Source organism: Massilia sp. METH4, assembly GCF_037094685.1.
Lineage (GTDB): Bacteria > Pseudomonadota > Gammaproteobacteria > Burkholderiales > Burkholderiaceae_D > Rugamonas.
Genome location: NZ_CP146614.1, coordinates 5278518 through 5293710, shown reverse-complemented (window position 1 = coordinate 5293710; position 15193 = coordinate 5278518). Strand labels below are relative to the sequence as shown.

Sequence of the window (15193 nt, the reverse complement as noted above, 5' to 3'; positions counted from 1 at the left end):
TTGGCGGCCATCTTACTGATCCGCTCCGTCGGCGGCCGTCCCGTTGGTGACGGATGCCGGTGTCCGGATGCCGCCTCCCACGACCAGCACGTTCAGGTATTTGACATCGCGGCCGGCGCCCAGCGCCTGCGCCGAGGTCTGGCGCCGCTCGGTCGCGCTGACGGCCTGCGACGGGTCGGACGATGCGCCGTCCACCGTGGCCTGGCCGGCGGCTCCCGTTGCCACGCCGCCGGTACCTTGCTCCGGAACGGCGACGTACGCCAGGCCGCCGAGCGACGGCGTCGGCAGCGTCGAGACGAGGCCCGCGGCCTGCGGTGTGATCACGGTCGCCACGACGTTGATAGGCGCGGGCGCCGGCGCGGCCGGGATGACGGCCGGCGGGGGTGGCACCGCCGGTGCTGGGGACACCGCCGGAGCCGGAGCAATCGCCGGAGCTTGGACCACCTGCGGAGCCGGGACCATCACCGGAGCGGGGGCCACTACCGGAGCGGGGACGACCTCCGGAGCCGGAACCGGCGCCGGGGTCGCGGCGGCAAGAATATTGCCCGCGGCGGCCAGCGTCTCGGCCAGGAAGTAGTTGCCGGCGTCGGCGCCCGACAGCAGCTGGCCGCCGATGCTGACTGGAATTGCCGAGCCCGCGGCGGCCTGCGCGAACTGCGCCGTCATGCCGGCGGCGTTCACGGCCACGCTGTCATTGGCCAGCACGCCGGACAGCACACCCGTCGCCGTAAGGGCTGCCGTGGTGGTGCCGTCGGCAACCTTGTCGGCCACCGTGATGCCGCCAAGCGTCAAGGCCCTGCGGGTGATGGCCGCCGTGGCCGTGCGCTGGCCGGCCAGGGCGTAGTTGCCCGAATCGCCACCGGACAGCGTGGTGGCGAGGTCGACCTGCTTGCCGGAACCGGCGTTCCGGTCGACGAAGCTGCCGCTGGTGCCCAAGGTTACCGCGTCGCCGGCGACCAGGCCGTCCAGCGTGGCACCCGCCGTGCCGACCGTGGCGGCGGTGGTGCCGTCATAGGTCTTGTCCGCAGCCGTCAATCCGGCCACCAGCAGGGCCTTCGGCGTAATGCTGGCCGTCAGTCCGGTTGGCTGGGCAAGGGTGTAGTTCGAGGCCAGGCCCGTGCCGTCCAGGAGGCCGAGCGCGGTGACGGTGACGGATTTCCCGGTACCGGCGTTCTTGTCCCCGAAGGTGCCGGCGAGGTTGGCCAGATCCAGGCTCTCGCCCGCGACCAGGCCGACCAGGCTGCCGCCCGTCAGGGCCGCCGCCGTCGTGCCGTCATAGACCTTGTCGGCCGCCGCGAGTCCGGAAACCGTCAGCGCCCTGCGCGTGATCGTGGCCGTCGTGCCGGCCTGGCCCGTGATCGCATAATTGGCCACGTCAGTCCCGCCGTACGTGCTGGCCAGCGCCACCGCCTTGCCGTTGCCGGCGTTGCGGTCGGCGAAGCTGCCCGTGCTGGACACGGTGACGCTGTCGCCATCGATCAGGCCCGACAGGGCGGCGCCGGATGTATCGACGGCTGCCGCCGTGCTGCCGTCGTACACCTTGTCGGCGGCCGTGATGCCGGTCACCGACAGCGCCCTGCGCGTGATGTCGGCCGCCAGGCCGGCCGGGTTGGCAACCGTGTAGTTGCTTGCCAGGCCCGTGCCGTCGGTCAGCGTGGCGCCCGTGACGGTTACCGCCTTTGTGGCGCCGGCGTTCTTGTCCGCGAAGGTCGCGGCCAGCCCGGCGAGGCCGACGGTCTCGCCGGCCACCAGGCCGTCGAGGGTGCCGCCGGTCAGCGCTGCCGCCACGGTGCCGTCGTAGGTCTTCGAGACGGCATTCAAGCCGGTGACGGTCAGGGCCTTGCGCGCGATGCTGGCGGCCGTGGCGGCCTGGCCGGCGATGGCGTAGTTGCCCGCGTCGGCCCCGCCGTAGGTGCTGTTCAGGGCGACCGTCTTGCCGTTGCCGGCGTTCCGGTCGGCGAATGCACCGGTGGCCGATACGGTGACGGTGTCGTTCCCGACCAGGCCGGCCAGCACGGCGTTCGACGCGTCGACGCCGGCGGCGGTCGTGCCGTCGTAGGTCTTGTCGGCGGCGGTGATGCCGGACACGGTCAGCGCCTTGGGCGCGATGCTGGCCACCGTCGCTGCCTGGCCGCTGATGGTGTAGTTGCCGGCGTCGCTGCCGCCGTAGGTGCTGTTCAGGGCAACAGTCTTGCCGTTGCCCGCGTTCTTGTCGGCGAACGAGCCGCTGGACGACACGGCGACGGTGTCGCCAGCCACCAGGCCCGCGAGCACGGCATGCGTCGCGTCGACGGCCGCGGCGGTGCCGCCGTCGTAGACCTTGTCGGCTGCCGTGATACCCGACACCGCGAGGTCCTTCCGGGTGATGGTGCCGTGCGTCGTCGCCGGCAGCACGAGGCTGTAATTGGCGGCCAGGCCCGTGCCATCGGCCAGGGTGCCGCCGGTGATCGACACGGTCTTGCCGATACCGGCGTGCTTGTCGGCGAACACCCCCGCGAGACCCTGCAGGCCGAGCGTCTCGGTGCCCACCATGCCGGTCAGCGCGCCGGTCAGCATGGCGGTCGCGGTACCATCGTAGGTCCGCGTGATGGCGCCCACCCCGGTGAGGGTGACTGCCTTACGCAGGATGTCCGCCACGGTGCTGGCCTGGCCGATGATCGCATAGTTCGCGGCATCGGCGCCGCTGAACGTGCTCGCCAGCGTGACGGTCTTGCCGGCGCCCGCATTGGCGTCCGCGAACGTGCCGGCCGCGGTGACGGCGACGCTGTCGCCGGCGACCAGGCCACCGAACACGGCGCCCGCCGTGCTGACGGTTGCGCCGGTCGTCCCGTCATAGGTCTTGTTCGAAGCCACCAGGCCCGTCACCGACAGGGCTTTCGGGGTGATGCTGGCCGTCAGCCCGGCCGGTTGCGCCAGCGCGTAGTTCGAGGCCAGGCCGCTACCGTCGCTCAGGGTGACGCCGGAGAGGGTCACTGCCTTGCCGCTGCCCACGTGCTTGTCCGCGAACAGGCCGCCGATGGCGGAGATGCCCAGCGTTTCGTTGCCGACGAGGCCACCCAGGGTGCCGCCGGTCACAGTGGCGCCCAGCAGGCCGTCGTAGACCTTGTCGGCCGCGGTCAGGCCGGTGATGGTCAGTGCCTTCGCCGTGATGGCCGCACCGTTGGCGAAGCTGGCCGCCGCGAGGCTGGGCAGCTGGTAGTTGCTGGCCAGGCCGGCGCTGCCGTCCGCCAGGGTGATGGCATCGATATAGCTTGCCGACGCGACGTTGGCACTGTTCGCGGTCGCGCCGCTGGCCGCCAGGTCTTCGCCGGCCACCAGGTTGCCGATGACGACGTTCGAGAGCGACGTCGAGCCGTCGTACGTCTTGCCGCCGTGGATCGTCACCGTGCGCGGCGTGATGCTGGCGGTGGCACTCGCCGAGGTGCCGGCCAGGGTGTAGTTGCCTGCGTCCGCGCCAGAGAGTGCGATATTGCTGATGTTCACCGAATAGGTGCCGACGTTCCTGCTGGCGAAGTTGCCGGTGCCGCTGGCCGTGACCAGGTCGCCAGCGATCGCGCCGGACATCGAGACCGCCGCTGCGGTGGTCCCGTCGTACACCTTGTTGGCCGCGCTGGGCGTCAGCGCCTTCGGCGTGATCGTGTAGCTGCCCGTGCCGTAGTAGGCGACGGCATAGGTCATGCCGTTCGTCGTGTAATTGACCGGGTTGTTCGGACTCGCCTTGAGCTTGTTGTAGAACCCGGCATTCTTGCTGGCCGTGTAGTAAGCCGGAGCAGGGGAGAGCGACGAGACGGAAAAGTTCGACAGGTTGCTGAGCGTGTTGAGCGTCACGCCGGTAGCCGCCGTGGTGCCGTCATACACCTTCGTGCCGGTGCCCGACTGGATCACGTACAGCGGCTGCGTGGCCATGTCCACGGCCTGGTAGGTGGCGTACAGGTAGCTGTTGTTCGACCCTGGCACCACCATGGTGCCGCAGTTGGGATAGGGCGTCGCGCAGCTCGACAGCTGCGGCGACTGCGTGTAGGCCGACAGGCGCGCCGCACCGTTGACGTAGACGAGCCAGGAGGCGACGGACGGCCCCTGGAAGGCGATGCGTGCCCGGTTGCCGTAGGAAACGAGACCGATCGCGCCTTCCGCCAGGTCGTCCGCCGAGTAGTTGCCGGGCGTGGCGTTGACCGCGTTCAGCAGCGTCGTGCCGCCGCCGGTGGCACTGCCCACGGTCGTCAGCGTGTTCGAATTGCCCTCGAATGCGAGGCCGAACGTGTTCTTGCCGCCCTTGCTCTCGCCATTGATGAGGAGGTTGCCGGTGCCCGACAAGATAGTCGCGCCCGACTTGATGTACACGCCCGCGGTGTCGCCGCCATAGCTGCCGCTGTTCGAACCGACCAGCGAGCGGCCGTTGATGGTGATGTCGCCGCCGCTCGACAGGATGGACTTCGCCTGCTCGACGCTGACCGCCGCGGTACTGCCGCTGGAGTTGAGCGCATAGCCGATGCCGCTGCTCGCGCTGCCGTTGGCACCGCCGATGAGGATGTCGCCGCCATTGGACTTGAGGTTGCCGTTCACCGTCACGCCGCCGGTCGTCGCGCCCGCGGCATTGGCGGCGGACAGGGTGACGTCCAGCTTGCCGGCCGTGGAGGTGATGTCGGCGTTGACCACGATATTGCGGTCGGCACGCAGCGTCAGGCTGGCATTGCCGCCGCCGGTCTTCGTGATCGGACTGGCAACGGTGATGTCGCCGCTGCCCGTGACCGTCGCGCCGCCGTGACCGGGCACGCTGGACTGCGTGGTGACCGTCACGCTGGTGTCGCCGTTCAGCGCATTCGCGAGCGTTGCCGCGGCCGGGGCATTGATGGTGTAATCGTACGGGTCGATCAGCCAGTTGCCGCCGGTACCGCGGGCGGAACCGGCTTCCACGGACAGGCCGGGCCCGGTCTGGACATGGGCCGCCGAGGTCTCGATGAACCCGCCATTGCCGCCGTCCGGCGCACTGGCGTCGAGCTTGCCGCCGGCGTACAGGGTGCCGTTGACCATGTCGCCCAGCAGCAGGATCTGGCCCGGAGCGCCGGATGCCAGCGTGCGCGCCTGGACGATGCCGGAATTGTTGATCGCGGATGCGGTGATTTCGCTGGCCGACCGGGCCGTCATCAGCACGGTGCCGCCATCGGCGCGGATGGCGCCGCCGTTCTCGACAAGCGCGTCGAGCGCGCCTTCCTGGAGGCGCAGCTTGACGGGGCCGCCGAAATCGACGATCACGTCCTTGCCCGCGCCGAGCAGCACATTGCCGCTCGCGGCGTCGATCGTTCCCGCGTTCGAGACTTTCGCGGCGACGAGTGCGACATTGCCGCCGGCTGCCACCCGGATATTGCCCTGGTTGATCACCGCATTGGTGCTGGCCCCGGCCAGCCGGTAATTCCCGGCCATGAAGTCATCGGTCGCCATGTTCAACGTCGACGCCAGCAGCCCGCCGACATTCACCTGGGCCGTGGGACTGAAGAGCACACCATTCGGATTGACCAGGAACACATGGCCGTTCGCGTTGAGCGCGCCCTGGATCAGCGAGGGATCGGTTCCGACGACGCGGTTCAGGGCCACCGAGGAGGAGGAGGGCTGGACAAAGTTGACCGTATGGTTCTGGCCGATGGAAAAATTGCTCCAGTCGATGGCCGCCTTCGCGCTGGACTGCTGGACGGTCATCGTCTGGCCGCTGTAGCCGACGGATGCCTGGCCGGCGACCACCTGCGCGCCGGTCGGCAACGGAACTGCCGCCTGCGCCGCGGCGGTTGCCACCGCCAACGCCAGCAAGGTTGCCTGCCGGCGCCGGCGCGCACGGGACGTCGAAGACTTAACCCGGCCGGAACCGAGTTCGGAAACCACTTGCCAGCAACCAGTGCACGCGTTCCAGATCACGCGATAAATGCGATTCATTCCTGCTCCAAAGATCAGCGGCAATACCCAGCCCGCTCGTATTGTTGAGATTGTCGATTTTGAATTGCGCGGCTGCGGCGGGTGACGGCTGGCTTGGCGATCGACGAAGCGATCCGCCAGCGGCGGCACGGCACTGCCTGGCTCGCCCATGCGTGGCGTGGCATGGCGGGGGTGTGCTTGCGCACGAGCGACGAGGGCCTGGTCGCGGAGGAATTGCTCAATCGGCGTTCGCGCCGGTACAACTGGAGATTGGTTGCACTAGGGAACTAAGAATTGGAGGCAGGATCGCACAATCTCTGATCTGGCGCAAAGTTTTTGCCCGTGGGGAACCCTGGATTCACTATAAAACAACGAAGTGCTAGGGATCGGCTAATACAGTCGCGCTTGCTTGGTGTCCCGCAGGATGCGCAGGCGGGATGGCGTCGGGTCGGAGATCTGCTCTTAAAAGTTCCTGGATGCCGTGCAAGAGCTGAACTGACAGGGTGCACAGTCGCGGGAGCGGGAGTCGCAAATACCAGGGTCGCAAAATGCTTTCTGAAAGGCCCGGCGCCAGCTTCGGGAGCTGAACAAATATGGCGCACAATCACGCACATATGGACACTATGCGAACTTCGCATAATCTATATTATGTCAAATGCGATGTAGAGCCACTCGGCTCGTCTGCTTCCGTCACGGCCCGAACCCCGTCCCCGTCGCTGTCGGGATCGAAAATCCGCTGGCTGACAATTCACGGCCGCAGGCCCGACACCAACTCCGACGGCGCCTTCATCCATCCTTCATGTTTGCTTGAGGCTCCCTTCATGTCGCCTTCCCATACTCGATGAAGACCGGCATTGCCGGTACCACCATCATCGACAAGGAGAAGCAATGCTGACGGCAAATTCATCCGACAACACCAGCTCATTCAACCGCACCGGATCATCCAACTACCTGACGGCAAGGCCATGCGCCGTAGCGAGCGCCTGCGTGATGGTCATCGCCAGCGGTTGCGGAGGCGACCACCGTGACAGCAACCATCCGCCGCCTCCGCCGGCCTCCACCACGGTCGCGGTCGTGGACGGGGCGCGCTACGCGCCGCAATTGACGGGCACATGGCGCGTGCTGGGCCAGGGGCGCTATCTTGCGTTTGGCGCGGAAGGCCTGCGTCAGTATTTCGAAACCGCGTCGGATTGCTATGCGACCGCCGACACTGTCGACCCAGCGGAGCTGGCCGGCGCCACCGCCACCGGGCAGTTGACCCAACCCGGCGGACAGGTCGAGCTCTTCAGCGTGCCGGGAACGCCGGTAGAGATGCGCCTGCAGCGGGTGGACGCATTGCCTGCCAGGTGCACGGCCGCCGCGCCATCTGGCGCGGTCGCCACCGCGCGCGTCCTGTGCGAGACCCTTCAGGAGCGCTATCCATTCTTCAGCGAGCGCCGTATCGACTGGGCGGGACGCTGTGCCGCTTTGCAAGCGGCAGCGGCGCAGCGTCCCAGCGAGGCCGCGCTGGAAACGGCGCTGATCGAAGCCCTCGACGGCTTCGACGATGAGCATGTCAGCCTGCACCACGTCGAGCGCGGCCAGCTGCTGTGGGCGGCGGCCGCGCCCACCACAGTTCTGCTCAAGCAGGCGTTCGGCGCGCAGGACGAAGTCGGGGACTTCGACGACTTCTACACCGCCTGGCTGGCCCGCAACCAGCAGGCGGCGGCTGCCCGCCTGACGGAGCGCCACGAAGCGCTGGGCGGAGCGGTCGTCTGGGGCCGCTTGCCCGGCAATATCGGCTACCTGTCGATTACCCGCATGGCGGGCTACGAGGAAGGCGCCGGCCCGGCCCGCGAGATGCAGCTGGCTGGCGAAGAGATGGACCGCGTCGTGGCGGCGCTGGCCGATACGCGCGCCATGATCGTCGATGTGGCGCTCAACCAGGGCGGGCTCGATCTGGTCAGCGGCGTGCTGGCGTCGCGCTTTGCCGATCGGCGCCGGCTGGCCTTCGTGACGACCATGAAACAACCCGAGGGCAGCCCGGCCCGCGACTGGCATATCGAACCGGGCGGCCCGCGGCAGTACCTCAAGCCAATCTACCTGTTCACCAGCGAGCAGACGATCAGCGCCGGCGAAACCTTCGTGCTGATGATGCGCACGCTGCCGCACGTGCGGCAGGCAGGACAAAACACCGCCGGCGCCCTGTCCGACGTGATGGGCAAGCTGCTGCCGGGCCCCTACGTCGTCGGCTTCCCGTACCAGATCAATCGCGACCCGAACGGCGTGCTGTTCGAAGGGCCAGGCATCGTCCCGCATTTGCCGATCACGGTGTTCGACCCGGCCGACCCGGCGATGCTGGAGTCGGGTCACCGTAAGGCGCTGTCGGCGCTGCTTGCCCGGATCGGCAATTGAACCGACCGAGGGCTGTACGCTTGACTACGCGGAGGCGCGCCGGCCGCGCGGATGAGCCGAGCAACCGCAGCCTGTCCCGGCGAAGAATGGGCGATCCGGCGGACCATGTGTCCAGTGGCCCCCCTATTCCTGGAGAACGCGGGTCGAGGAAAAAGCCCGGTCGCCGCTGCAAAACCTCGGGGGCGGGCTGCGGCAAGGAGTGCCATCGATACGGCGTGCATCTTTTGTACTCGACATTACAGGATGTAATGTCGAGTTGGCGAAGTCACGGAATTGATGCGCAGCCTTCATACGCCGCCGCACCCGCAGGTCTGCGCTGTCCCATCGCCTGGTCGTTGTCGTGCTGGGGACCCGTATCGGCAGCGTTGCCGGCGATCCCGGCGGCGCGAGGGGCGCCCTGCCATGTCCCTGTCGCCAGCCGATCAAGAGTGACGCAAATCCGCCGATCGAGTTTCTTTTCTAATCATAGAAATCCACAAGCTTGCACCTGTGCGCAGGCAAGGCGCCCTCGCCTTTCTATTCCTGCGTTCCAGTGTCGTACCCGCACCTGGCCTGACTGATGCGTCCAGTTGCCGTCTGGACCATGGTTCCAGGGGAAGCGACCCGCTCCGCCGTTCCGATATTTCGCCGCTCCCGCGTCGCTTTTTGGATCGGGACAGTCATGGTCGCAATGAAACCCCACCGGGCGCCACGCCCCCGCTCGCCCGTTCGCCCGTTCGCCGTGCTATTCAGCGAGGCATTCGCGGTACAGCGCCAGATAGGCTGCCGCGGCCTTCTCCCAGGTGAACATCCCTGCCCTCGCACGTGCCCGCCGGGCGCCGTCTTCCGTTTCGAAGCGTCGCATGCCGCTCACGAACACCTCGGCCATCCGGTCCGGATCGAAATCGTCGAAATAGAAAGCCGCGTCGCCCCCTACTTCGGGCAAGCTTGTCAGGTTCGACAGGAATACTGGCCGGCCATGGTGCATCGCCTCGAGCGGCGGCAAGCCGAAACCTTCGGCCAGCGACGGGAACAGGAATGCGGCGCAGTGCGTGTAATACCAGTCCTTGTCGGCCTGGCTGACGGGCCCGGTGATGGCCACGCGGTCGGCAACGCCGAAGCGCGCCGCTTCGTCCAGGATTTTTTGCCGGTACTCGTCCTTGACCGGTCCAGCGACGACGAGTGTGTAGTCCGTCCCGCGCAGCAGGGGCACCAGCACGTGAAAATTCTTCTTCGGGCACACCATGCCGACGGTGAACAAGAAGCGGCCGGGCGGCATGAAGCGCGGCTGGTGGCCTTCGGGGGCGACGCTGAAGTCGACGCCATTGTGGATGACGGAAATCTTGTCGCGCGCGGCGGGGAAAAAGCGCACGATGTCCGCCTTGACGAATTCGGAAATCGCGACCACGCGGTCGACACCGTCGATCTTGCGCGCCATCCTGGCCATGTGTTTCCGCAGCCTGGGGCTGCCCGGGCGCTGTTCGTGGACCTGGTTCAGGTCATGCACGGTCATGACCGTCCGGGCGCGGACGCGTTCGGGGCCGAAGCGGCAATACTGGTCGGTGAAGTGCACGATGTCGTATCGGCCGCCCTGGGGGAAGAGCCAGCCGTGATAGCGGCGGCGTGCGATGTAGGAAGCGTCAGCGCCGAGAAAGCCGCGCTGCGGCTGTGCAACGTATGCGCTCAGGTCGAAGCTTCCCTTGCCCTGGAGCGCCAGTTGCCGCCCCAGTGAATTGCCGAACGTATGCAGGCCCGTATTCTCGAAACGCATCGAATCGAGGGTGATCAACAACTTTGGTGTCATGCATTCCTTGCTTTGATGCGATCGTCGCCATGAAGCGCCGCCGTGCTGGTGCGCCAGCGAACTACCACGTCCGCCACCTGGCCGGCGCTGATCGCTTCCATGCACGTGCAGGCCTGGGCACCGGTGCAGGTGCCGCATTGCCGTTCGCCGCTGAGCGACATGGCATGGCTGCCGAGCGCCCCCCAGCGGGCAATGTCGATCGGCTGGATCGGCGGGAACAGGCCGAGGGTGTTGCGCCCCAGCGCGGCGGCGACGTGCAGCGGGCCGGTGCCGCTGGCGATCAGGCCATCGGCCAGGCCGATCAGCGCCACGAGGCCGCGCAGGTCCACGCGGCCACACAGGTTGTGCACGTTCGGACTGGCCAGCAGCGGCCCCGCCTCGCGGGCCAGCAGCTCGCCCTCGGCGCGGCTCCCCGTGATCCAGATCGCGATGCCCGGGTCCACGGCCAGTGTCGCCGCCAGCTCGGCGTAGCGCCGCAGCGGCCATTCGCGTCCGTTCCCGTTCGACTTGGGGTGCAGGATCAGGTTGAACGGCGCGGGGTCGAACAAGGCGCTGGCTTCGGCCGAGCGCGGGGCTTGCAAACCGTACAGCGCGGGGATGTCGGCCAGCGCGGGCACATGGTCGATCGCGAGCGGCTTCAATAAGGCGAAGTTGAGCTGCGCTTCGTGCAGGCGGGAACGCACGCGGCTGAAGTGCGCGAGGCGATTGCACGTCAGCCAATGGTGCAGGCGGTGGCTGCTGCCCACGCGATTGGGCACCCCGGCGCGCCTGGCGGCGCGGCCCAGCGCACGGTGCGGGAACGCAAAGATGACGGTATCGTAAGCCTCGTCCTCGAACAGCCGGTCGACATCGACTTCCTCCAGCGCGAGGGTACGGTCGACGAACGCGCAGCAATTCACCACCGGCGCCGCATAGGCGCGGCACAGCAGGTCGACCTTCACGCCAGGAATCAGCTGCTTGAGGTACCCGGCCAGCGGCAGGGTGAGCACGACGTCACCGATATTATCGGTGCGGCAGATGAGGATGCGCGAAAGGACTGGTGGCATTACCGGGATGTGAAAGTTCTCTTGGGATGTCGATCGGGCATCGTCGCATGGTGCGGGCCGGCGACACGAAGACACGAAATCGGGCGCATCTTCCCATCAATTTCGGCATAGCGCAAGGCTGTGATTGAGATTGCCCTACTCTCCACCGGGCGGCAATGCAAGCATTGACATAAATTTTCACAACTTTTCACGTCCGGTGTGGGTCGTGGCGAGTGAGCCGGGTCCTCGAGCCACGCTGCGCCGCGCGGCGTCACCGCCAATGGCGGTACAGCCAGTAACTCTCATCGTCATCCACCCGGGCGAGCAGCTCCGCCGGGCTGGCGCCCGCGAACCTGCGGCACTCCCTGCCGAGATGCGGCTGGTCCGAATAAGCGTTCTCGCACGCCAGTCCGGCCCAGTCCACCCGGCCGCCGGCGGCCGCCGCGCGCGCGCCGAGGATGGCGGCCTCGAAGCGTTCCGCGCAGCGCAGCGTCCGCAACGTCTGCCCGGTCGCCCGGCGAATATTGCGCTCCACTTGCCGCTCGCCGAGGCGGCCGACGCCGGCCGCGTCGCACAAGCGGCTAAGCCAGCCCCGCGTGCCCCCCGCGTCGGCGACATGGCGAGCGAGGAATGTCTCGACGCACGCGATCCGGTTTCGGTCGTCCGTGGCGCCGGCGACCTCGCGCAACAGCGGGTGCCATGCATCCGGCAGCACGGCATCGGCCGGGACGAGGCGGTCGGCCAGCGCCGCCGGGTCCACGCCTGCCAGCCGCGCGAACGCATCGGGATAGAAGACGATGGTAAATGCATGCACCCGGCCGGCGCTGAAGGTGGTGGCAGGCCGCGTGAACGGGCCGCCGACCACCACGGCCGGCAGCACGCGGGCCGCCGCGGACACGCCGTCGTGCACGGTGCCGGACAGGAACCAGGTCAACGTGCAGAACGGTGCGGCCGGGAACCGGTTCGGGTGCGGTGCCGAGCCCGCGCCGCTGTCGCGCCAGAGATAGGCCCGCACTGCCGCGCCGCTCCGCCGGCCTGGAAACGAGACCCCGGTGCGGCCATGTCGGAATCGTTCAAGACCGGCGATGAGCCCCTTCATACTATCCTCCTGTCCGAACCGCCGCGAGCCACGCCATGTTCCAACACCCCGCCTTTCGCAAGCTGCATCGTTGTTCCGGCCTCGTGCTGGCCGTCTTCGTTCTCGTCCACCTGCTCAATCATGTCCTGCTGGCCGTCGACCACGCGGCCGCCTTCGCGTTCATGGACGCCTTCCGGCACGTCTACCGCCAGGGCGCCGTCGAGCCGGTCATCCTCGTGGCCGTACTGGTGCAACTGGCGACCGGACCGGCGCTCGCCAGAGGGGCCGGCAGCGCAGTGGCGGCGCGGATCAGCGGCTATTATCTGTTGTTTTTCCTGCTCGTGCATGTGTCGGCGGTGCTGTGGGGCCGCCTGGGCCTGGGCCTGGATACCGATATCGGCTTCGCGGCGTCCGGCATGCGCGGCTGGCCCGGCATCGCGTTCTTCGCGCCTTATTACTTTCTGGCAGTCGTGGCCGTATGCCTGCACGTCGGCCTTGGCCTGTCGCGCCTCTTCGGCGCGCCTTCCCGTGCCGCTTTGCTCGCCTCGTCCGCGACAGGACTGATTGGCGGCGCCGCCATCGTCGGCGGCCTGCTCGCAGTCGCGGGCGGCACGCCGGCGCCATAGCCGGGTTCCGCATAAGCAGTCACATTAATCTTCGTTTCCAGCAGAGCGCCCCTTCCATATACTTTTTTCAGCGGTGGCGAACACGCCATCATGGCAAACAAGCATAAGGGAGACCGATGCAACATCTGCTGGGTCATCGAACGCTGGCCGCGCTGTGCGCCGTGGCCCTGCCGGCCGTGGCGGCCGAACCGCCGACCACGGACAAGGTCGAAACGGTCGAGGTGCCGGCCACCCGCACGGGTGCCGTCGACGTGCAGCAGGTGCCCGCCGCGATCACCGTGATCAAACCGGAAAGCCTGTCGAAATACGGGCTCGGCAACCTTGCCGACATCGCCGACCTCGTGCCGGCCATGACCGTGCAGCAGCAGGGAACGGGCGTAAACAACATCACCATGCGGGGCCTAGTGGTGCGCGGCATCGTGCCTTCGGAAGTGCAGGATGCCGCGCTGGTGGCCGTCTACATCGACGAGATGCCCGTCACGCTGAAGTCCGCCAACCCGGACCTGAAGGTGCTGGACCTGGAAAGGGTCGAAGTCCTGCAAGGCCCGCAGGGCACGCTGTTCGACGCCGGTTCGATGGCCGGCACGGTGCGCCAGATCACCCGCAAGCCGGAATTCAACGACCTGTTCGGCTCCGTCGAGGCGGTCGGCTCTCATACGAGCGGGTTCGGCGCTGGCAATCACAACCTGCGCGGCACGGTCAACCTGCCGCTCAGGGACGATACGCTGGCGTTGCGGCTGACCGGCTACACGGGCAAGGATTCCGGCTACATCCGCAACCAGCTGACGGGGCGCACCACCAACGGCGTCTCCACCAACCAGGGCCGCGCGGCGCTGCGCCTGCAAGCCACGCGCGACTTGCTGATCGACGCCAGCGTGACCGCTTCCAATATCAAGGGCGGCATCAACGATGCCTACGCCGACCTGCCCGCCTACACGACGATCGCCTTGCTACCCGAGGTGGGCAACGACAAGCTGCAACTGTATAACGTGACCGTCAACTACGACCTGGGCCGCGCGAAGCTCGTCTCGTCCACCTCCTACCTGCACCGCGACACGCTCTACGTAACCTCGGCCCAGTATCCGGCCACCGCCTTCATCTTCGGCGGCCAGGCGCCGCTCATGCAGTCGGCGTACACCATCGCCAACAAGCTGGCCGATTTCGCCCAGGAGTTCCGCTTGCAATCGAACGGTACCGGCCCGCTGAAATGGACGGCCGGGGCCTTCTTCGAGAAGGGTTCGCGCGACACCTTGCAAGACCAGCCCACCACGGGCTTCGACGCCCGCTATGGCGCCACGCGCAATTTCCCGGGCTACGATTCGCGGGTCAACGACCTCGCCTCGACGCCGGACAATTATTTCACGGGGCGGCAGTACATCGATTCGCGCCAGGTGGCCCTGTTCGCCGAGGCGACCTACACCTTGTGGGACCGCCTGGACCTGACGGCCGGCCTGCGCCTGTTCCGCGGCACCCAGGACTTCGACCTGGCGTTTTCCGGCCTGTTTGGCAACCTGGCCACCGCCACGCCGGCCGCGCCGACCGGTGTGCCCGCACTGGCCAGCAGCAGCGCCACCGCGCGCGGCGCCAATCCGCGCTTCGCCGCCGCCTGGCGGATCGACGCGAACCACACGCTGTACGCCTCCGCTGGAAAGGGCTTCCGCTATGGCGGCAACAACCAGCCCGTGCCGTTCAACTTCTGCGGCATCCATGCGCCCGCCACCTTCGAACCGGACACGCTGTGGAACTTCGAGGTGGGGTCCAAGAACACACTGTTCGATCGCCGCATGACATTCAATGCCAGCGCCTACCGCATCGACTGGGACGACGTGCAGGTGTTCAACCGCCTGCCCTGCACCTATTACTTCACCCAGAATGCCGGCAAGATCCGCAGCCTGGGCCTGGAGCTGGAAACGCTGTGGAAGATCACCCGCCGGGCGTCGGTCGGCGTCAATGCTGCGCTGAACCACGCGAAGGCGACCGACACGGTGCAGACGGGGATCGCCGCGCAAAACATCCCGGCCGGCGCACGGGTGCCCTACGCGCCGAAGTTCGCCGCCAGCGCGACGGCCAGCTACAGCATTCCGCTGCCGAACAACGACGAGCTGGGCCTGTCGGCCACCTATGCGCACCGCGGCGAGGCGTACACGAATTTCGCCCGCGAACAGGGCAACTACGCGCAAATCCCCTCCTCGAACACCGTGAACGCCACGCTCACCTGGCGCAGGGGCGCCTACGAGGTCGGCCTGTTCGGCACCAATCTCACCAATGGCGCCAGGGTCAGCGACGTGGCGCCGAACACGATCGCCATCCAGCCCGGCAATACCCTGTACCTCGTGCGGCCGCGTACCGTGGGCTTGCGCGTGGCGGCGCGTTTCTGATCCGC

Annotated in this window: 7 protein-coding genes; 3 read left to right on the top strand and 4 right to left on the bottom strand. The window is 67.5% G+C overall.

What is annotated here, in order from left to right:
• Positions 1–12: 12 nt before the first annotated feature.
• Positions 13–5925 (bottom strand): YDG domain-containing protein, encoded by a 5913-nt coding sequence (locus V6Z91_RS23145; protein ID WP_338761751.1) that lies wholly within the window; start codon positions 5923–5925, stop codon positions 13–15.
• A gap of 867 nt (positions 5926–6792) precedes the next feature.
• On the opposite strand from V6Z91_RS23145, the gene V6Z91_RS23140 reads away from it, so the two are divergent.
• Entirely contained in the window at positions 6793–8298 is a 1506-nt protein-coding gene (locus V6Z91_RS23140; RefSeq protein WP_338761748.1) for a S41 family peptidase, read from the top strand.
• A gap of 724 nt (positions 8299–9022) precedes the next feature.
• Here V6Z91_RS23140 and V6Z91_RS23135 read toward each other — a convergent pair.
• The 3 genes from V6Z91_RS23135 to V6Z91_RS23125 all read right to left on the bottom strand — a co-directional run bounded on the left by V6Z91_RS23135 (position 9023) and on the right by V6Z91_RS23125 (position 12205).
• On the bottom strand, positions 9023–10081 hold the full coding sequence (locus V6Z91_RS23135) for a glycosyltransferase family 1 protein (RefSeq protein WP_338761745.1): 1059 nt from the start codon (positions 10079–10081) through the stop codon (positions 9023–9025).
• Positions 10078–11127: a glycosyltransferase family 9 protein gene (locus tag V6Z91_RS23130; RefSeq protein ID WP_338761743.1), complete on the bottom strand. Its 1050-nt coding sequence runs from the start codon at positions 11125–11127 to the stop codon at positions 10078–10080. Before V6Z91_RS23130 ends, V6Z91_RS23135 begins: the two co-directional genes overlap by 4 nt.
• A gap of 250 nt (positions 11128–11377) precedes the next feature.
• Positions 11378–12205, bottom strand: a complete 828-nt coding sequence (locus tag V6Z91_RS23125; protein ID WP_338761741.1) for a DUF6597 domain-containing transcriptional factor — start codon at positions 12203–12205, stop codon at positions 11378–11380.
• Positions 12206–12240: 35 nt separating this feature from the next.
• Between V6Z91_RS23125 and V6Z91_RS23120 the strand changes: the two genes are divergently transcribed.
• Together V6Z91_RS23120 and V6Z91_RS23115 are read left to right on the top strand one after the other, a co-directional pair.
• Positions 12241–12810, top strand: coding sequence for a hypothetical protein (locus V6Z91_RS23120; protein ID WP_338761739.1), 570 nt, complete (start codon positions 12241–12243; stop codon positions 12808–12810).
• A gap of 116 nt (positions 12811–12926) precedes the next feature.
• Positions 12927–15188 (top strand): TonB-dependent receptor, encoded by a 2262-nt coding sequence (locus V6Z91_RS23115; RefSeq protein ID WP_338761737.1) that lies wholly within the window; start codon positions 12927–12929, stop codon positions 15186–15188.
• Positions 15189–15193 lie beyond the last annotated feature (5 nt).

What these genes read in the sequence shown, in the direction of transcription:
- V6Z91_RS23145 (WP_338761751.1), bottom strand. Translation starts at nt 5,925, where the DNA reads ATGAATCGCATTTATCGCGTGATCTGGAACGCGTGCACTGGTTGCTGG.
- V6Z91_RS23130 (WP_338761743.1), bottom strand. Translation starts at nt 11,127, where the DNA reads ATGCCACCAGTCCTTTCGCGCATCCTCATCTGCCGCACCGATAATATC.
- V6Z91_RS23120 (WP_338761739.1), top strand. Translation starts at nt 12,241, where the DNA reads ATGTTCCAACACCCCGCCTTTCGCAAGCTGCATCGTTGTTCCGGCCTC.
- V6Z91_RS23135 (WP_338761745.1), bottom strand. Translation starts at nt 10,081, where the DNA reads ATGACACCAAAGTTGTTGATCACCCTCGATTCGATGCGTTTCGAGAAT.
- V6Z91_RS23140 (WP_338761748.1), top strand. Translation starts at nt 6,793, where the DNA reads ATGCTGACGGCAAATTCATCCGACAACACCAGCTCATTCAACCGCACC.
- V6Z91_RS23125 (WP_338761741.1), bottom strand. Translation starts at nt 12,205, where the DNA reads ATGAAGGGGCTCATCGCCGGTCTTGAACGATTCCGACATGGCCGCACC.
- V6Z91_RS23115 (WP_338761737.1), top strand. Translation starts at nt 12,927, where the DNA reads ATGCAACATCTGCTGGGTCATCGAACGCTGGCCGCGCTGTGCGCCGTG.